Here is a 17,922-nt window from a genome sequence, read left to right on the forward strand (position 1 = left end):
GGGAGACTGGCTGAATTGCATGGCGTTTTTCGTTTGGGCAGGCTCGCGATGGGGAGCGTTCTCAAGCGGCGCATTCCACCTGATCCGGTGGTCAAACGAGGAATTGGTACGATCGAATGCCAGAACCGGTCCAAGAGAAGTGCACGAAGACCACTTGTCCCTATTGCGGCGTCGGCTGCGGCGTGATCGCTCGCGTCAGTGATGACGGCACGGTCAGCGTCAAGGGCGACCCCGAGCATCCGGCCAATTTCGGACGGCTCTGTTCCAAGGGATCGGCGCTCGCCGAAACCCTCGACCTGGAAGGCCGCCTCCTTTATCCGGAAATCGGTGGACGGCGGGCCGGCTGGGACGAAGCCCTTGCCCTCGTCGCCGAGCGCTTTTCGCAAAGCATCGCGGAACATGGTCCGGATTCGGTCGCCTTCTACGTGTCGGGGCAATTGCTGACGGAAGACTATTACATCGCCAACAAGCTGATGAAGGGTTTCATCGGCTCGGGCAATATCGACACGAACTCGCGGCTCTGCATGTCCTCATCGGTGGCGGGGCATCGCCGCGCTTTCGGGTCCGACACGGTGCCGGGAACCTATGAGGACCTGGAGCTTGCCGACCTCGTCGTGCTGACGGGCTCAAATCTCGCCTGGTGCCATCCGGTGCTTTATCAGCGCCTCGCATCGGCAAAGGCGAGCCAGCCGGAAATGAAGGTTGTGGTCATCGACCCGCGGCGGACGATGACCTCGGACATCGCCGACATGCATCTGGCGATCGCGCCCGACGGTGACACGGCACTCTTTAACGGCCTCTTCACCCATCTTGCGACAAGTGGTGCGATCGACCAGAACTACATCTCCGCGCATACGCGTGGCTTCCCGGAAGCCTTTGCCGCCGCCTCGGCGCTGGACCTTCCCGCACTCACCAGGGCGACCGGCCTGACGCAGACGGAGCTTGGTGATTTCTACCGGCTGTTCGAAGAAACCGAGAAGGTCGTGACCTGCTACAGCCAGGGCGTAAACCAGTCGGCCGCCGGCACCGACAAGGTCAATGCCATCCTCAATTGCCATCTCGCCACCGGCCGCATCGGCCGGCCCGGCATGGGCCCCTTCTCGCTGACGGGTCAACCCAACGCCATGGGCGGGCGCGAAGTCGGCGGGCTCGCCAACATGCTCGCGGCCCACCTGGACCTCGAAAAGGAGCACCACCGCAATCTTGTGCAGCGTTTCTGGAACGCCCCTGGTCTAGCAACCAAACCTGGCCTCAAGGCGGTCGATATGTTTCGCGCCGTCGCCGACGGGCGCATCAAGGCGTTGTGGATCATGGCGACGAACCCGGTCGTGTCGATGCCCGACGCCGACGCGGTCGAGGCGGCGATCAAGGCCTGTCCCTTCGTCGTGATCTCAGACGTCTTGCGGGAGACAGATACGGCCCGTCACGCCCATGTGACTCTGCCCTCGCTCGGCTGGGGCGAGAAGAGCGGCACGGTGACGAATTCCGAGCGACGAATCTCGCGCCAGCGCGCCTTCCTCGTTGCGCCCGGAGAAGCACGCGCCGATTGGTGGCAACTGGCCGAAGTCGGGCGGCGAATGGGATTTGCGGAAGCCTTCGGCCACACCTCTCCGGCCGAGGTTTTCGCCGAACACGCCGCCCTTTCCGGCTTCGAGAACGACGGCCGCCGTGATTTCGACATCAGCGCTCATGCCGCGATCGACGAGGCGGGCTACGACGATCTCCCGCCCTTCCAGTGGCCGCAGCCGAAAGGCACTGCGCCTGAGGAGAGGCGTTTTTTCGCCGAGGGCGGGTTCTACCATCCGGACCGCCGCGCCAATTTCATCGCGGTCGAAGCGGCGAAGGCAAGACCCGCCAATGACGCCTTCCCCTTCACGCTCAACACCGGCCGGGTACGCGACCATTGGCACACCATGACGCGCACCGGCAAGAGCGCCCGGCTCTCCAGCCATCTCGCCGAGCCCTTCGTCGAGATCCATCCGCGCGATGCACAGAAGCTCGGCATAGCGGATGCCGATCTCGTGACGATCGAAAGCCCCTACGGAGTCGTGGTCGTGCGCGCCCTGATCACCGAGCGGCAGGCGGAAGGCAATCTCTTCGTGCCGATGCACTGGAACGATCAGTTCGCCGCGAAGGGCCGCGTCGACGCACTTGTGCCACCCGTCACGGACCCTTTCTCCGGACAGCCCGCCTCGAAGAACGTGGCGGTCCGCGCCACGCGCTTCGCGGCCAAGACCTACGGCTTCGCCGTTTCCGCACAAAAACCCGAGGTGTTCGATGCGCCCTATTGGGCGGTCGCCAAGGCCGAAGGCGGATGGCGCATGGAACTCGCCTTCAGGGGCAATGGCCCCGATTGGATCGACTGGTGTCGGCAGGTATTCTCCATCGCTGCCGATATTGAGCCGATTGGTTACACCGACCGGACCTCCGGCGAATTGCGCCTCGCTTTCTTCGACGAAGACCGGCTGCTTGCGGCGCTCTTCCTTTCACCCCGGCCGGTTGCCGTCGCGCGCAATTGGGCGGTGTCGCAGCTTGGCGCGTCGCACGCAAACCTCAGCAGGCGCTTCGCCGTGACGGCGGGGCGGCCCGGCGCCGACAAGCCCGATCCGGGCGCAACCGTCTGTTCCTGCTTCAGTGTCGGCGTGAACCAGATCACCGCCGCGATACGCGACGGCTGCCACAATGTCGAGACGATCGGCGAGAAACTCAGTGCCGGCACCAATTGCGGCTCCTGCCGCGCCGAGATCAGAGGGATAATCCATGCCTGTCTTGCAGCCGCTGCCGAATGACGTGAGTCCAAAGCCGCATCGCGTCGCAACATTGGCGACGCTGCCGCTTTTCTGGTCGCTGACGCGCAAAAGGGTGGTCGTCGCCGGCGGCAGCGATGCGGCCGCCTGGAAAGCGGAACTGCTTTCGGCTTGCGGTGCCGAGGTCCATCTCTACGCGCGGCGTTCCGAAGCGAGCGAAGGCCTTCTCGACCTCATCACCCGTCGGGCTGCCCATGAATGTGGCCGTCTCGTCCATCACGACGACAGCTGGCACGACGGCGTCTTCGAAGGCGCAGCTCTGGCGATCGGCGATTGCGAGGACGGTACCGAAGCGGAAGCCTTCTTCAAGGCGGCACGAACGGCCGGCGTTCCGGTGAATGTCATCGACAAGCCCGCCTTCTGCCAGTTTCAGTTCGGATCAATCGTCAACCGCTCCCCGGTCGTGGTGGCGATCTCGACCGACGGAGCGGCACCGATCCTTGCCCAGGCGATCCGTCGGCGCATCGAAACGCTGCTGCCGCCGGCGATCAAGCACTGGGCAACGATCGCCCAGAGGATCCGCGAACGGGTCAATGCGCGGCTGCAGCCGGGTGCCGCGCGCCGCATCTTTTGGGAGCGTTTCGTCGATCGGTCCTTCCAGGACACACCGGAGGAGGGTGTGGAGACGCGGCTGATGGCAGAGTTGGGGCGTCTGGCGACGCCACGCCCCGCCATCGGCCGCGTCACCATCGTCGGGGCCGGTCCGGGCGATGCGGAATTGCTGACGCTCAAGGCGGTGCGCGCCCTGCAAGCCGCCGATGTCATTGTCTATGACGAGCAGATTTCCGGCGACGTCCTGGAACTCGCCCGCCGTGAGGCCAAGCGCATCCTCGTCAGCCGGTTGAACGCTACGGCAAGCGGCAAACCGAGGGCTGAGGATGGAGCGCAAGTGGCGGCGCTCGCCAAAGCGGGCAAGCGCGTCGTTCGGCTTCATCCCGGAAATCCGAGGGCGACGAGCGCGGGCATCGAGGAAGCGGAAAGGCTTGAACGGCTCGGCATCGCCGTAGAGCTTGTCGCAGGCGTGCATGCGGAGAACGGCGACGACAATGCCGCGGCAATGGCAATTCGGGCAGTCCATTCCACCCTACCACGCCGCGCGTCTTGTTAGACGCGCAAAGATCGCGGCAGCAAATGTCTTTGCCCTTTAACCTAGGTCGACTTACGGAGACGTGCAGTACGAGACTCAGGGCTCGGAGTCCTTGGGGCACAACGCCTCAAGTCGATCGAGAAACGGCCGCTGCGCCGGGTTTATCTTCGCACGCGCGTCTGCAAGCGTGAACCAGCCGGCGCGATCGACCTCCGGAAACGATTGCGTGCGGCCGCTGCACGGCGGCCATTCCATGTCGAAACTGTTGCTCCGGAGGCGGTCGATGTCGAAATCGCTCTCGCTCGCAAAGGCTGCGACCAGCTTGCCGCCTTTCTGGCGCTCCTCGCCAAGAGACGTCAGTCGGCCGGTCACCGCGATACCCGTCTCCTCGTGGACCTCGCGCCGTGCCGCGGCCTCCGGCTGCTCATCGGGACCGTATTCTCCCTTTGGGATCGACCAGGCTCCAAGATCACGGTTGTTCCAGAAGGGTCCGCCAGGATGTACGAGCAGGACGAGAATCTTGCCGGCTTCATGTTTGTAAAGCAGAATGCCCGCGCTCTTCTTCGACATTTGCTATCCTCGGTTGCTGCCGAAAAACGCCAGTGTCGCAGTGATCGACACAGCTGTGAAGGGACGCTCTGCGCGCGGCTTTCGAAAAACCGCACTCTTGTCAAAACCATACGCTATAGTCGGAAGCTCAGCATGTGGCCAACCTGCTCTCCGCGAAAGGCTCGGCTATGCGAGCGATGGTGCTAGAGGAAATCGGCAAACCGTTGGTAATGGTTGAACGCCCGCTTTCCGATCCGCTTGCCGGACAGATAAGCCTAAGGGTCGAAGCCTGTGCCGTGTGCCGGACCGATCTGCATGTGGTAGACGGCGACTTGCCGCAGCCCAGGCTGCCGCTTGTCCCCGGCCACGAGATCGTCGGTGTGGTCGAGGCGGTCGGCGCCGGCGTGGATCAGGCACGGATCGGCCGCCGCGTCGGCGTGCCATGGCTCGGCCACACCTGCGGCACCTGCTTCTATTGCCGCTCCGAAGCGGAAAATCTCTGCGATGCGCCGCTATTTACCGGTTATACCCGGGATGGCGGCTTCGCAACGAATGTCGTCGCTGACGCCGACTACGCATTCGATCTCGATCCTGCGGGCGACCCGGTGGCGCTCGCGCCCCTGCTCTGCGCCGGGCTCATCGGCTGGCGCTCGCTGAAGCGGGCAGGAGAAGGCCGGCGTATCGGTCTGTACGGCTTCGGCGCCGCCGCGCACATCATCGCCCAGATCTGTACCTGGCAGGAAAGGGAGGTCTATGCCTTCACGCGTCCCGGCGACGTGGCGGCGCAGCGCTTTGCGCGCGAGCTCAGTGCGGTCTGGGCCGGGACATCGGACGAAGCCCCGCCCGAGTTGCTGGACGCAGCAATCATTTTCGCACCGGTCGGACCTCTTGTACCGAGAGCGCTCCAGGCGGTGCGCAAGGGAGGCCGCGTCGTCTGCGGCGGCATCCATATGAGCGACATTCCTGCCATGCCCTATGCGCTCATTTGGGGGGAGCGCGAGCTTCTGTCCATTGCCAATCTGACGCGTCAGGACGCGCGCGAATTTTTCGAGATCGCCGCGCGCGCCGGAGTGCACACCCGCACAAGCGTCTATCCCCTGGATGAGGCGAATGCCGCCCTCGATGACCTTCGCAACGGCAGACTGAGCGGCGCCGCCGTGTTGGTGCCTTGATGGCCGCCTTTGCTGCCGCCCCCGCTCAGCTTGTTGACACGGATCAATGATCGCAACCGCCGACAATCTACGATCATGCCACATGACCTGGATCAACCCGCGAAGGAGATTCCTGATGACGTACAAGACCATTCTCAGCGTGATCGGCGTCAACGGTTTTGAAGATGATCTGCAGGCGGCGGCTGATATCTGCGCGGCGAGCGAAGCCCATCTGACCGCGTTGATGGTCAAATTGGCCGCACCGCCCCCGCTTGGCGACTATGCCGCCACGATGTCGGTCGCGTGGCTCGATGAACGGGAACGGGATCTCTCCGATCTGCGCAAGGGTGTGCAGGGGGCCAAGGCCGTGCTGTCCAGAACGGGGGTCTCCTTTGAAGTCGACAGCATCTATTCTGAATTTGCCTGGGCCGACAACGAAATAGGCGACCGCGCCCGCTATGCCGATCTGACACTGATCGGCACCGGGCTCGCCGCCGATCCCGAATTGCGGGCTCGCACTGTCAACGGCGCCCTTTTCAACTCGGCCCGGCCCGTGCTGCTGGTGCCGAAGGGCCGACGCGCGACCATGGCCCCGAAAACGGTGCTGCTCGCCTGGAATTCCCACATCGAGGCAGCGCGCGCCGTAGGCGAGGCCTTGGAGTTGATGGGCGCCGCCGATCTCGTGCATGTAACCATGGTCGATCCGGAGGATTCGCCCGTAAAGAGCGGTGGCGAGCCGGGCGCCGACATCGCCGCCTACCTCGCCCGCCACGGCGTCAAGGTCACGGTTGACCGTCTGCCGAGCTCCGGCCATCGTGTCGAGGACGTCATCAACCGGCATGCGCTTGCGATCGGCGCCGACCTTATCGTCATGGGCGCCTATGGCCACTCGCGCATGCGCGAGCGGATTTTCGGGGGTGTCACGAAATCAATGATCGACACGGCAGCGGCGCCGGTGTTCATGGTCCATTAAAGGTAGCGCATCGGCCCGAAAATCGTACGATTTGCGGAAAGCCCGATGCGCTAGCCTTCCACCACCGCAGCCCGTCCGGTCACTTCATCTATGACGAGGCAATAGAAGAGATGCGGCGACGTGGCGAGGATCTCCTGTGGTGCCGGTTTCAGCCCTCCCGGCTCCCACCAATTCGGATATGCCTCGAGCGCCGACCAGGCATGCAGGTGCTCCTGATGCCATTGCCCCCTCTCCGGAAGCTCCTGATATCGTCCGTGCACGACCACGCTTTTCCACTGGTGCCGGTCCAGAAATTCGTCGACCTGCACGCAGACATGCGGATTACTGCGCATCCACTCGATCTTTTGCCCAGGCATCGAAAAGCTGTAGAGACACTGGCCGGCATGAGCATAGTAGATGGGAACGACATACGGCCTGTCGCCCTTGACGCAGCCCAGCCTCCCCAAGCGATGCGACGAAACGAGGGCGAGGCATTCGTGCTCGGACATTTCCCTGACGAACATGGTTCTATCCCTTCATCCTGCGGCCAGAATGATTTATATCTTAGACCGCTCGAGCTGCATTGAGATAGCTCAAGGGCTGAGCTTCATCCACCTCGGTGGTCACCTACAGCGCCGCGCGTCTTTGTCCCCAAATCGAGCTCGATCAAAGGAGACATGCAGTGGGCCGGTGATTGACGCGGATCAAAGAGTGTAAGCATCGCTGCCTGATAATGTTTTTGATGAGAGTGACACGGCGTCGGAATTGAGCCCTAGGCGAGACGTATTGAGCGTCGTTCGCAAATCCGATTGTCGAACAGGGCGACAAGAAGCAGCGAATAGAGGAGTTGCCTTCATGCCCAAGAAGACCACGGACAAGTTCGCATCCACATTTTGGCCCCAGGTTCCGGCAGCGGTTGACGGCCGCATGTTTCTGCTGTCGATGGGACATTTCCAGGCGACGGCGATGCAGGCAATGCTGCGTTACCAGATCGAAGTGCTGACCTTCATCAAAAACCGCAGCGAACACGACAGACAATTCCTGGAGGAACTGCTCGCGTCGGATTACGCGCGCGACGGCTTCGATCTCTATTGCAGCTTCTGGCGGGAGGCACTTCAGGACTATTCCGACGAGGCCGAGCGCCTGACGCGGCTCGGCTCGCAAATGGCAGCGCAGACGGCCAGGCAGGTTCGCGACGATCAGGAAGAGCTGACGGAGGAAGTCGCGACGAGGATGGTCATGTAGCAGCCGGAGCGCTCCGGCACGGGAATATTACAGCGCCGCGCGACTTTTCAGACGCGCGGCGCTTGCTTTACCTCATAGAATCTGCGCAACGGCCGTTTTCGCGGTTGCTCTCATCCGATCGTCAGATGGACCGCCCAGCCGACGCCGACGGCCAATGCCGAGGTCATCGCCAGCGGAAGCCAATAGGCCGTGGTGCCGGACGAAACTGCGGCGACGAAAACCCGGCCGGCGGCATTGGCGGCGATGGCTGCGAGCACCGCATCGCCGATGATCGTCAACGGCAGGGATTGGCTGCTTGTCCGCAATGCGCTGAGGACGGCGACGTCCACGTCGAAGGCTGCAGACAGCGCCGAGACGGCAATGAGACTCTCGTGCCCGATATGCACCACCAGAGCCGCCCCCAGGGTCGCGGTCAACGCGAAAAGCGTTGCGAAAATGAGCAGCGGCATGAGGTCGAAGGGATTTCGTGCGCTCACCGCCCGGCCATTCGGCGTTAATCCACGCCCCATCAACACGGCACCAACGAGCGCGAAGACTGCGGCGCCGGCAAAGACTGCGGGCGCGACCTGCGGAAGGACCGCCGGGGAAATGACGGCGATGATCACCTGCGTCCGCAGAAGCGATACAACGGCAGCCAGGTTCGCCGCGCCGGCCAAAGCCTTTGCGCTCTCGCCGCTCCGGACCTTCTGCCCGAAGCTCGCGGTGACGGCGGTCGAGGAGACCAAAGCGCCGGCAAGTCCGCTGACGAGCAGCCCGCGCGTCGAACCGAACAGACGCACGGCGATATAGCCCAGGAAGGAAATCGCGGCGCTGAGGACGGTAAAGAACCATATCTCCCAGGGGTTGAAGCCGCCCCACGGATCAATGGCGCGGTCGGGCATCAAAGGCAAACCGATCGCCGTCATGACCGAAAGCGCGAGTGCGGAGCGCAACTCGATCCATGACAGGCGTTTCAGAAGCTTGTGAAGGACCTCGCGGCTAGCAAGCACAGCGGCAACGGCAGCCCCGCCGGCCGCCGCCGCGCGGAAGTCGCCGGCAACCGCTAATCCGCCGAGCGCAAACACACAAAGCGCGGCGACGACGCCGGTGACGCTGAAGTCGGCGTCATGGCGGGCCTCACGCAGTTTGAACCATGCAAAAGCGAGGGCGAAGCCTAAGAACCCGGCGGCGAAAATGAAGCCGCCGCCTTGCTCTCGCGCCAGAGCGCCGAATACGCCGCCAAGCAGGCCGGAGATCCCGTAGGTCCTGATGCCCGCCGTGCGGCTACCCTCCGGTGCATCCCGCTCGCGCCATCCGCGTTCGAGGCCGACAAGAAGGCCGATCGCAAGAGCAAGGCCGAATCTCGGAATGAGCGATTCCATCAGGATGTCCAGACCCCTGGTTTTGTTCAGCAGGCTGCAATGACGAGAACAGTCGCCATTACAGGCGACGACATTCTCTCTTGTTTGCGGACGGCCCGCAGTGACCGAAGTCAAAGCCGCCGACGGACGGGGAACAAGGTTGAGATCAGTACCTGATGCGCAATAGCGGCTGCATTATTCGGACGAGCCCCTTGCCTTGGGGAGTATGCTGGCAAGCTCCATCGGGAAGGGGAAGATCACCGTCGAATTCTTCTCGCCGGCGATGACGTTCAGCGTGCTCAGATAGCGCAATTGCATCGCCTGGGGCTCCCGGGCGAGAATTTCTGCCGCTTCGAGCAGTTTCGCTGCCGCCTGCTGTTCGCCTTCGGCATTGATGACCTTGGCGCGCCGCTCCCGTTCGGCTTCCGCCTGGCGGGCGATCGCGCGGATCATGGATTCGTTGATGTCGACATGCTTGATCTCGACGGTCGCCACCTTGACGCCCCAGGCATCGGTCTGCACGTCGAGGATCTTCTGGATATCGTCATTGAGACGGTCGCGCTCGGCAAGCATCTCGTCGAGATCGTGCTTGCCGAGTACAGAGCGCAAGGTCGTCTGGGCGAGTTGGCTGGTGGCCGCCATGAAATCCTCGACCTGGATCGTCGATTTCTCCGCATCAATCACCCGAAAGTAGATGACGGCGCTGACGCGGACGGAAACATTGTCATGGGAAATGACGTCCTGGCTCGGGACGTCGAGAACGCGGGTTCTCAAGTCGACCCTCACCATCTGCTGGACATAAGGAAGGAGGAGGATGAGGCCCGGGCCCTTGACGCCGGTAAATCGGCCGAGCGTGAAGATGACGCCGCGTTCATACTCCCTGAGTATCCGGATCGCATAGGCGATAACGATCAGCAGGAGAAACAGCGCCGCCACCAAAGGGGCGAGACTTCCAAATAAGGGCATCGAGATCCTCCTCTTCCCGCCTGGCGAGTCTTGGCACACCGATCCACAGACCGCGTGATCGGCTGCACGACATCGTGCGGGATGGGAGGGCGACTATGGACGCTCTGCCTTACCCGCCGCTCCAACTGCCTTGCGCATGGCGCACGACCTTGAGCGTCAGGCCGTCGCGGCCGACGACCTTGATCTCCTCACCCGGATCGAGCGGCTCCGTGCTCACCGCCTTCCAGCGTTCGCCATGTGCGATTACGTAACCGGCGGCGCCCGCCCAGCTGTCGACCTTGCCCGATAAGCCGATCATCTGTTCCGAACCGGTGACGACCCGATGCCGGTGCGAGAGGAAGGCGAGGCGCGCGACGATCAAACTGAAGGCGAGGCTTGCGATCGCAATGCCGCCGAGAACTCGCCAGGACACCTGCAGCCCCGGCACGTCGGTATCGAACAGGATGGCAGCGCCGAGCACGAGGGCGATGCCGCCTCCGATTCCGAGCACGCCGAAGGACGGCGAATGCGCCTCGCCGACCAGCAGCCCGCTCCCGAGCAGGATGAGCCCGATGCCGGCATAGCTCACCGGCAGCACGGCAAGCGCATAGAGGCCGACCAATAGGCTGATGCCGCCGATCGTGCCCGGCACCATCGTTCCGGGCGACAGGAACTCGAAAATCAGCCCATATATGCCGACGATCATCAGCAGGAGAGCAACGTTCGGATTGGTAATGACGGAGAGCAAGCGTGTCCGCCAGTCGGGCGCCAGATCCTCGACGACCAGGTTCGCCATGTCGAGCCGGACATCCGTCTGGGCGACGCGGACCGTACGACCGTCGGCCTGCCTTAAAAGATCCTCCATGGTGGGAGCGACAAAATCGATGACATTCTCGCGTGCCGCCGCAGCCGAAGACAGGCTTGCCGCCTCCCGGACGGCGCGTTCCGCCCAATCAGCGTTGCGGCCGCGCAGTTCGGCGAGCCCGCGAATATAGGCTATCGCATCGTTGAGGAGCTTCGCTTCGGCGGCACTGGCCGGACGCTTGTCCGCACTCTGCTCGTCTGCGTCACCGGGTGTTTCCTTGTCCCCCTCGTCCCCGCCGAACAGCCCTCCGCCGATGGCGATCGGCGTGGCAGCGCCAAGATTGGTCCCCGGCGCCATCGCAGCCACATGGCTTGCATAGAGGATGTAGGTCCCGGCACTTGCCGCCCTCGCCCCGCTGGGCGCGACGAAACTCGCCACGGGCACTGAGGAATCAAGGATGGCACGAATGATCTCGCGCATGGAGGTGTCGAGACCGCCCGGCGTGTCCATCTGCAGAACGACCAGTGCGACGCCCCGTTCACGGGCACGTTGAAGACCTTTCGTCACATATTCCGCCGTAGCCGGGCCGATGGCACCGTCCACATGCAGGACGAGCGCGACACGCTCCTGTGCGGACACACGGGGCGCCGGCAGCGCAAGCGCCGCCAGGAACAACAGCACCAGGGCGAGGATTCTAGACATCCGCCGTCAAAGCCTCTTGGTCTCGGCGCGTGAAGCGCGCGGCATCGCGCTTTCCAATGCCACTACCCTTCGTCGAAATTCGACTTCCCTAATATAGGCCAGAACGGCAGAAAGTGTAAGAGATGGCCTCGGAGCCTGCCGCAGAAGTTGCATTGACGCTGCACGTTCAGCAAGGGCAGCTAGCTGCCTCTCCAGATCGACAACGCCACTGACACGCAACGGGATTGACACTGATGCGCCACCGATGGTATTTATGCTGAGTAAACGTTAACCCACAGGACCGCATCCGTGACAGCCTCGCTGACCGACATAGCCAAGCGCGCGGGCGTTTCCGTCAAGACCGTCTCCGGCGCATTGCATGGCGGATCGGCGCGCATGTCCGTTGAGACGCGGCAACGCGTCAAGGAGATCGCCGAGGAACTCGGCTATGTCACCAATCTTGCCGCCCGCAGCATGCGCCAGGGCTGGATGCCGCTGATCGGCGTCGTCGCCGATGACTTGATCACCTCGCCCTTCGCCACCGAAATCATACGCGGCCTCGACGGCGCAGCGCGTGCATCCGACATGGCAGTCTTCGCAATGACCCTGAGCGGCCGGCGGGACGTAGCCTCTGTACTGGAGGAGGTACGCCGTTTCCGTCCGCGTGCGATCGCTTACGCGGCCATGTACCACAAGACCGTGTCCCTGCCGGAGGAATTTGCGGATACCGTCGGCGTGATGATCAATTGCCGCGAAGCCAATGACCGTGTCACTTCGCTGGTGCCTGACGAGGTGGGCGCCGCGCAGGAGATCACCAGCTACTTGATCGATGCCGGGCGACGCAATATCGTCTTCATCAACCTGCCTGGTCTGCTTGCCGGCGAATTGCGCGAAGCGGGCTTCCGGCGGGCAATGACCGATGCTGGCCTCGACAGCACTTGCACCCGCGTCTTGCCTGCCGTCCGTCGCGCCGTCTACAGCGACAGGGCGCCTAGTCTCGTCCTTTCCCATGTCACCGAGTTGATGCGCGGCCCCAATCCGCCCGATGCCATCCTTTGCGGCAACGACCGCGTGGCCATGGAGGTTTATGCGGCGCTGCGTCGGGTGGGCGCACAGATCCCGGACGATGTCGCCGTTGCGAGTTTCGACAACCAGGTCGACATCGCGTCGCGTCTGGATCCGCCCCTGACGACAATGGCCCTGCCACATCGCGCCATGGGGCGGCAGGCTGCCGACATCCTGCTCGCCGGCGATGCTGCGCGGGGCGAAGTGCGCAAGCTGTCGTTCCAATTGGTGGAGCGAGCATCCGTCTGATTTCGTGCAGCGTGAAGTTATTTGAGGAGGAGAGACTATGATGGGTAAACGATTACTTTCACTGCTGATGGCATCCGCCGCCCTGAGTGGCTTCGCAGAGGCGAAGACCGTGATCCATGTGATGCATCAAGGCGATCCCGGCTGGGTTGCGACCTATGGCGATGTCGCCAAGCGGTTCGAAGCGGCCAATCCGGATGTGGATATCGAGCTCATTTACGCGCCGCATGACGCCTATAATGAGAAGTTCAGCGCGGCCGTCATGTCCAGGCAATTGCCGGATATCATGGAACTCGATGCACCGTTCCTGGCAAACTACGTCTGGTCCGGTTACCTGCAGCCGATCAAGCCGCTGATCGACCAGGACGTCCTCGACGACATGACCGAATCCAACATCGCACAGGGCACCTATCCGGTAGACAAGGATCTTTACGCCGTCGGCCTTACCGACTCGTCCGTCGTCCTCTATGGCAACCGGAAATACCTGGAAGCCATCGGCGCTCGCATCCCCAAGGGAGTGGACGACGCCTGGACGCGCGAAGAGTTCGAGGGGTACCTCGAGAAACTCTCCAAGCTCGACGGCGTCAAATGGCCGATCGACACCTTCCGCGGCTATGGCATCAAAACCGAGTGGATCACCTATGCGTATGGCCCGGTCCTGCAATCGGCGGGTTGCGACCTTATCGACCGCTCGACATGGAAGTCCGTCGGAACGCTCGACAGCGATGCTTGCGTCGATGCCATGGCTATGATGCAGACATGGGTGAAGAACGGGTGGGTCGTGCCGCAATCGTCGGGCACCAATCAGTTCTTTGCCGAGGGACACCCGGCGGCCCTGGCGATGGGTGGTCACTGGTTCTATGCCGAAGCCGCCGCTTCGATGAAGGACGATGTCGTGGTGATGCCGCTGCCGAAATTCGGACCGAAGGGAGCAAGCCCGAACGGAACCTGGATCTGGGGGATCACGACCGCGTCCGAGCATCCGGACATCGCCGGAAAGTTCATCAGCTTCATGCTGAAGGACAAGCAGTTTCGTGACTATGCCCGGGACGACTCCGCTTATCCCGGCCTGAAGAGCTTTGCCGCCGATTCACCGCTCTACGACGCCGGCGGCCCAATGGCCGTGGCCTTCGAGCAGGCCTCCAAGACCGCGGTTGCACGACCGCCGCATCCGGCTTACCCGATTATTACCTCCGCTTTCATGGGAGCCGTCGACGAGATCTTCAATGGCGGTGACGTCAAGGCCGCACTCACGGCCGCAGCAGAGAAGATCGACGAGGATATCGACGAGAACGACGGCTACCCGCCCTTCGACGAGCAGCCATGACGTGATCACAGCTTCGCGGCGCCCCACGGCGCCGCGCGGCCCGTCAGGCATCACAGCTCGTGATTGATCTGAGAGGGCAGGCAACCACGCGGCCAAATGACTGCCGGGCGATACGCCAGTCGGCGCTGAACGCGACTCAAAAGGAGGAGATCATGACCTTGCAGCAATCGGCGCTGCCGACGACTGTGACCGCGACCCACCCTGCTTCGCGGCGGGACAGAAGCCGGCTGTACCAGGAGATCGGCATGCTCGCGCCGGCGGTGATCCTCCTGACGATCTTCCTGATCGTGCCGTTCCTCCTGTCGTTCTGGACGGCCATGACCAACCAGCCGCTGGTGCCGCGTCCGACGCCCGTTCGCTTCATCGGCTTCAACAACTTCCTGCGCATCCTCAGGGACGATCTCTTTTGGACATCGCTCTGGAATGTCTCGCGCTTCACCTTCTGGATACTGCCGGTCCAATGCGGACTGGCATTTGCCACGGCAATGCTCTTGCACCAGAAGCTGCCGTTCCGCAATTTCTTCCGCGGGCTCTTCTTCCTGCCCGCTATCACCTCAATGGTGGTCGTCTGCGTCATCTGGGGCACGCTCTTCCAGTATCCGACAGGACCGCTCAACCAGGTAATCGGCTTCCTTTCCGGCGGCAGCATTCAGCCCATCGACTGGCTTGGCGATCCCGAGTGGGCGATGTTCTCGATCGTGCTTCTCTCGGCCTGGCAGGCCTACGGTTTTCAGATGATCATCTATCTCGCCGGTCTGCAGGGCATTCCAGACGAACTTTACGATGCCGCGCGGATCGACGGCGCCAACGCCTTCCAGCGCTTCTGGCACGTGACCATGCCGGGGCTCCGGCCGACACATGTGTTCGTCCTGGTCATCACCACCATCCAGGCCTTCAAGCTCTATACCCAGGTCGCGATCCTGACCCAGGGTGGTCCGAAGAGCAGCACCGAAACCGTGGTGCACTACATGGTGCGCTCCGGCTTCGAAGAGCAGAAGCTCGGGCATGCCTCGGCCGTCTCGGTCATTCTCTTTTTGATCGTGCTCGTCATCGCGCTCCTGCAGCGCCAACTCCTGAGGCGTTACGATGTCTGATCTCGTCCTTTCCACAGCACAGGTGGAGGTAAAGCCCGCGCGCTCCGCAATCGGCTCGCTGCGCACCGTCCAAACCGCCTGCATTCTCATTGTTGCCCTTGTGATCGTTTCGCCGCTCCTGATGCTGTTCGTGGCGAGCCTCAAGGACGACCGGTTCCAGATCCTGGCGGATATGGGTAGTTTCCGGGCCTTCTGGGTGTCCGATCCCACGCTTTCGAACTTCCAGGAGGTCGGCAATTTCTCCGGCCAGCTTGCCTTCGGCCGCTATCTCGTGAACTCGCTGATCATCCTGGCGAGCACCGTCGGCTTCGGGCTCATCGTCAATTCCATGGCTGGCTTCGTGCTCGCCTGGGGGTCGCTGCGCGGCCGTGCGCTGATCCTGTCGCTGGTAATCGCGCTCTACGTCATCCCGCAGGAGAGCATCATCATGCCGCTCGTCATCATGGTGTCTCGCGCCGGCATGACCGACACCTTCGCCGTGCAGATCGTGCCGTGGGTCGCAAGCCCGCTCTACATTTTCTTGTTCTACCAGTTCTTCGCGCAACTGCCGAAGGAACTGTTCGAAGCCGCTCAGATCGATGGCGCTTCGGTTTTCCGCATCTACCGGTCGATCTTCCTGCCGCTCAGCCTGCCGGCGCTGGCAACCGTGTCGATCCTGATGGGGATCGAGGCCTGGAACCAATATCTCTGGCCGATTCTCGTGACGCAGACCGATTATGCCCGGCCGATCGCCGTCGCCATCGCCACCTTCTTCGGTCAGGACAGCATCTATTGGGATCGCGCCATGGCCGCCTCCGTCCTGATGATGATCCCGATCCTCGTCCTCTATCTTGCCTTCCAGCGCTGGTTCGTAAGCTCCTTCGTTGGTTCCGCCGTGAAAGGTTGATCAATGACAAGCCATGCAAACCCCTCTTCCCTTGTCGGCAGCCTTGAATCGCTGAACGCCGACCTCCCCGCTGGCGCCATCATCCATGCGTGGCTGAAGGCAGTTGGGGCCGGAGCACCGGCCGAGATGACGGCGAGCCGGGAAGGAAAGGAAATTGGCCGGCTCTCCGCGGGAAATGCCGAGGAATTCGAGCACGGGACGTTGGTCGTTGAGGGTGGCGGCAAGACCGTGCTCACCTACGACCCGACCACCACCGCTGTCTCGGTTGTCTATGCCTTCTCAGAAGCGAGCGTTTTCAAGGAGGGCATCCGTGTGCTCTTGTACGGCGAGGGTAATGCGCCGCCCGCCGTTCCGGGCAGCTACCATTTCCGGCCCCCCTTCGGCTGGATGAACGACCCGAACGGATTCGGCCGCTTCAGCGACCACGTGCATCTCTTCTATCAGCACTACCCGCACAGCCTTCGCTGGAACACCATGCATTGGGGCCACGCGGTCTCCGAAGACTATTTGCACTGGCGACATCTGCCGGTCTTTCTCTTTCCCTCCGCGGAGCTTTCGGCACGAGCCGACGGCCGTGGCGGCGCCTTTTCCGGTTCGGCCATTCCGCGTTCCGGCGAAGAACCGGGCATCCGCGTCTTCTTCACCGAACAGGTCAAGGACCGTGAGCCCGAGGAACAGATCCAGTTGACCGCGGTAAGCCACGACCTTATGACCGCCGGCCCAGCCGAACTCGTTCTTGCCGAGCGCCCGATGGGCCTGGATCTGACACTCGATTTCCGCGACCCCTACGTGTTCAAGGCCCCTGATGGCCGCTGGAAGATGCTTGTCGGCAGCCGCGATCAGGCGGGGGGCGTCGTCCTCATTTACGAAACTGCTGATCCGGATGCAGCCGCCGGTTGGACTTACATCGGCATTCTCCACCGCGAGGACCGTTTCGGGATGACGGCTGCCGAATGTCCCTGCATCATACCGCTCGACGGGGCGGAGGACGATCCGCAAACCCGCTGGGCGCTGATTTTCGGGCTGCTCACCAGCCGCGATCCGGCGACCGGCAGGCGCAACCTCACGGTCGCGACCGTCGGCCGTTTCGACGGCCGATCCTTCTTCAGGGAGTTCGAGCAGGAGCTGGATTTCGGTACCGACGCCTATGCATTCCAGGCCTTCGTCGATCGTGCCGGCCCAGTCGGCATCGCTTGGCTCGCCAACTGGACGGATGTATCGAAGAAGACCGATTTCCCGACGGCGATGACGCTGCCGCGCCGTCTCCTGCTCGAAGACGGCGCGTTGCGGACGCCGCCGGTCGCGGGCGCCGAGAGCCTGCGTCGGCAACTCATCGACGATCACCGGCTGCTTTCCGGCGAGGCGGTGGATCTCGGCAACGGCGCCGTCGAGATCGTCATCGATCTTTCGGCACCGGGCGCTGCATTCGATCTCGAATTCGACCATCCCGAGGTCGAACTCGGGCTCCGACTCGACGAGCAGGGTTTGAGCATCCTCTATGACGCGCCTGAGGGCAAATTTCCGCCCCGCTACATCGCTGCCGGGGCTCGGCCCTCGACGCTTCGCATCTTCCTCGACATGGGCTCGATCGAAGTGTTTGCGGACAATGGCCGCTGGACGGGCACGAAGCGCCTGCCCGGTTTCGACGGAATCCGCTCCGCCCGCCTCATCGCGCACCAGGGCAATGTCGCAGCCGCCCGCCTATGGCAACTCGCGCTCTGACAAGTCAACAGGGAGAACTT

15 protein-coding genes are annotated in these 17,922 nt (G+C 62.8%); 10 read left to right on the forward strand and 5 right to left on the reverse strand.

The window, feature by feature from the left end; translation table 11 throughout:
* Positions 1–116: 116 nt before the first annotated feature.
* A complete protein-coding gene (locus EKH55_RS26450) occupies positions 117–2,789 on the forward strand; it encodes a nitrate reductase (protein ID WP_151613780.1) in 2,673 nt (890 codons plus the stop codon).
* Positions 2,761–3,915: a siroheme synthase family protein gene (locus EKH55_RS26455; protein ID WP_151613781.1), complete on the forward strand. Its 1,155-nt coding sequence runs from the start codon at positions 2,761–2,763 to the stop codon at positions 3,913–3,915. Before EKH55_RS26450 ends, EKH55_RS26455 begins: the two co-directional genes overlap by 29 nt.
* A gap of 75 nt (positions 3,916–3,990) precedes the next feature.
* Here the strand turns inward: EKH55_RS26455 and EKH55_RS26460 are convergent, their stop codons facing one another.
* Positions 3,991–4,464 (reverse strand): NUDIX hydrolase, encoded by a 474-nt coding sequence (locus tag EKH55_RS26460; protein WP_151613782.1) that lies wholly within the window; start codon positions 4,462–4,464, stop codon positions 3,991–3,993.
* A gap of 167 nt (positions 4,465–4,631) precedes the next feature.
* Here EKH55_RS26460 and EKH55_RS26465 point away from each other — a divergent pair, with 167 nt between their 5' ends.
* Together EKH55_RS26465 and EKH55_RS26470 are read left to right on the forward strand one after the other, a co-directional pair.
* Entirely contained in the window at positions 4,632–5,615 is a 984-nt protein-coding gene (locus tag EKH55_RS26465; RefSeq protein ID WP_151613972.1) for a zinc-dependent alcohol dehydrogenase family protein, read from the forward strand.
* Between the two features lie 115 nt (positions 5,616–5,730).
* Complete coding sequence (locus EKH55_RS26470; RefSeq protein WP_151613783.1) at positions 5,731–6,567, forward strand: universal stress protein; 837 nt, start codon at positions 5,731–5,733, stop codon at positions 6,565–6,567.
* Between the two features lie 50 nt (positions 6,568–6,617).
* On the opposite strand, the gene EKH55_RS26475 is transcribed toward EKH55_RS26470, so the two are convergent.
* A complete protein-coding gene (locus tag EKH55_RS26475) occupies positions 6,618–7,070 on the reverse strand; it encodes a pyridoxamine 5'-phosphate oxidase family protein (RefSeq protein WP_151613784.1) in 453 nt (150 codons plus the stop codon).
* 331 nt (positions 7,071–7,401) lie between these two features.
* On the opposite strand from EKH55_RS26475, the gene EKH55_RS26480 reads away from it, so the two are divergent.
* Complete coding sequence (locus EKH55_RS26480; protein ID WP_151613785.1) at positions 7,402–7,791, forward strand: hypothetical protein; 390 nt, start codon at positions 7,402–7,404, stop codon at positions 7,789–7,791.
* 110 nt (positions 7,792–7,901) lie between these two features.
* Here EKH55_RS26480 and EKH55_RS26485 read toward each other — a convergent pair whose 3' ends face one another.
* The 3 genes from EKH55_RS26485 to EKH55_RS26495 form a co-directional block, all read right to left on the reverse strand.
* Positions 7,902–9,152, reverse strand: coding sequence for an MgtC/SapB family protein (locus tag EKH55_RS26485; protein ID WP_151613786.1), 1,251 nt, complete (start codon positions 9,150–9,152; stop codon positions 7,902–7,904).
* A gap of 174 nt (positions 9,153–9,326) precedes the next feature.
* Positions 9,327–10,097 carry a slipin family protein gene (locus EKH55_RS26490; protein WP_151613787.1) on the reverse strand — a complete coding sequence of 257 codons (771 nt, stop codon included), beginning with the start codon at positions 10,095–10,097 and terminating at the stop codon, positions 9,327–9,329.
* 109 nt (positions 10,098–10,206) lie between these two features.
* The gene (locus tag EKH55_RS26495; RefSeq protein WP_151613788.1) at positions 10,207–11,583 is read right to left on the reverse strand and encodes an NfeD family protein; all 1,377 of its coding nucleotides are present in this window, start codon (positions 11,581–11,583) and stop codon (positions 10,207–10,209) included.
* 288 nt (positions 11,584–11,871) lie between these two features.
* Here EKH55_RS26495 and EKH55_RS26500 point away from each other — a divergent pair, with 288 nt between their 5' ends.
* From EKH55_RS26500 to EKH55_RS26520, 5 genes are all read left to right on the forward strand, one after another.
* Positions 11,872–12,876: a LacI family DNA-binding transcriptional regulator gene (locus EKH55_RS26500; RefSeq protein ID WP_151613789.1), complete on the forward strand. Its 1,005-nt coding sequence runs from the start codon at positions 11,872–11,874 to the stop codon at positions 12,874–12,876.
* Between the two features lie 40 nt (positions 12,877–12,916).
* The gene (locus EKH55_RS26505; protein WP_151613973.1) at positions 12,917–14,200 is read left to right on the forward strand and encodes an ABC transporter substrate-binding protein; all 1,284 of its coding nucleotides are present in this window, start codon (positions 12,917–12,919) and stop codon (positions 14,198–14,200) included.
* Between the two features lie 152 nt (positions 14,201–14,352).
* Positions 14,353–15,294, forward strand: coding sequence for a carbohydrate ABC transporter permease (locus tag EKH55_RS26510; RefSeq protein WP_151613790.1), 942 nt, complete (start codon positions 14,353–14,355; stop codon positions 15,292–15,294).
* Positions 15,287–16,180 carry a carbohydrate ABC transporter permease gene (locus tag EKH55_RS26515; RefSeq protein WP_151613791.1) on the forward strand — a complete coding sequence of 298 codons (894 nt, stop codon included), beginning with the start codon at positions 15,287–15,289 and terminating at the stop codon, positions 16,178–16,180. Before EKH55_RS26510 ends, EKH55_RS26515 begins: the two co-directional genes overlap by 8 nt.
* A 3-nt stretch (positions 16,181–16,183) precedes the next feature.
* Entirely contained in the window at positions 16,184–17,902 is a 1,719-nt protein-coding gene (locus EKH55_RS26520) for a glycoside hydrolase family 32 protein (RefSeq protein ID WP_151613792.1), read from the forward strand.
* The last annotated feature ends 20 nt before the right edge of the window (positions 17,903–17,922 follow it).

The organism is Sinorhizobium alkalisoli, from assembly GCF_008932245.1.
GTDB classification, from domain to species: Bacteria; Pseudomonadota; Alphaproteobacteria; order Rhizobiales; family Rhizobiaceae; genus Sinorhizobium; species Sinorhizobium alkalisoli.

What these genes read in the sequence shown, in the direction of transcription:
- EKH55_RS26460 (WP_151613782.1), bottom strand. Translation starts at nt 4,464, where the DNA reads ATGTCGAAGAAGAGCGCGGGCATTCTGCTTTACAAACATGAAGCCGGC.
- EKH55_RS26490 (WP_151613787.1), bottom strand. Translation starts at nt 10,097, where the DNA reads ATGCCCTTATTTGGAAGTCTCGCCCCTTTGGTGGCGGCGCTGTTTCTC.
- EKH55_RS26480 (WP_151613785.1), top strand. Translation starts at nt 7,402, where the DNA reads ATGCCCAAGAAGACCACGGACAAGTTCGCATCCACATTTTGGCCCCAG.
- EKH55_RS26510 (WP_151613790.1), top strand. Translation starts at nt 14,353, where the DNA reads ATGACCTTGCAGCAATCGGCGCTGCCGACGACTGTGACCGCGACCCAC.
- EKH55_RS26470 (WP_151613783.1), top strand. Translation starts at nt 5,731, where the DNA reads ATGACGTACAAGACCATTCTCAGCGTGATCGGCGTCAACGGTTTTGAA.
- EKH55_RS26515 (WP_151613791.1), top strand. Translation starts at nt 15,287, where the DNA reads ATGTCTGATCTCGTCCTTTCCACAGCACAGGTGGAGGTAAAGCCCGCG.
- EKH55_RS26495 (WP_151613788.1), bottom strand. Translation starts at nt 11,583, where the DNA reads ATGTCTAGAATCCTCGCCCTGGTGCTGTTGTTCCTGGCGGCGCTTGCG.
- EKH55_RS26455 (WP_151613781.1), top strand. Translation starts at nt 2,761, where the DNA reads ATGCCTGTCTTGCAGCCGCTGCCGAATGACGTGAGTCCAAAGCCGCAT.
- EKH55_RS26520 (WP_151613792.1), top strand. Translation starts at nt 16,184, where the DNA reads ATGACAAGCCATGCAAACCCCTCTTCCCTTGTCGGCAGCCTTGAATCG.
- EKH55_RS26505 (WP_151613973.1), top strand. Translation starts at nt 12,917, where the DNA reads ATGGGTAAACGATTACTTTCACTGCTGATGGCATCCGCCGCCCTGAGT.
- EKH55_RS26450 (WP_151613780.1), top strand. Translation starts at nt 117, where the DNA reads ATGCCAGAACCGGTCCAAGAGAAGTGCACGAAGACCACTTGTCCCTAT.
- EKH55_RS26475 (WP_151613784.1), bottom strand. Translation starts at nt 7,070, where the DNA reads ATGTTCGTCAGGGAAATGTCCGAGCACGAATGCCTCGCCCTCGTTTCG.
- EKH55_RS26485 (WP_151613786.1), bottom strand. Translation starts at nt 9,152, where the DNA reads ATGGAATCGCTCATTCCGAGATTCGGCCTTGCTCTTGCGATCGGCCTT.
- EKH55_RS26465 (WP_151613972.1), top strand. Translation starts at nt 4,632, where the DNA reads ATGCGAGCGATGGTGCTAGAGGAAATCGGCAAACCGTTGGTAATGGTT.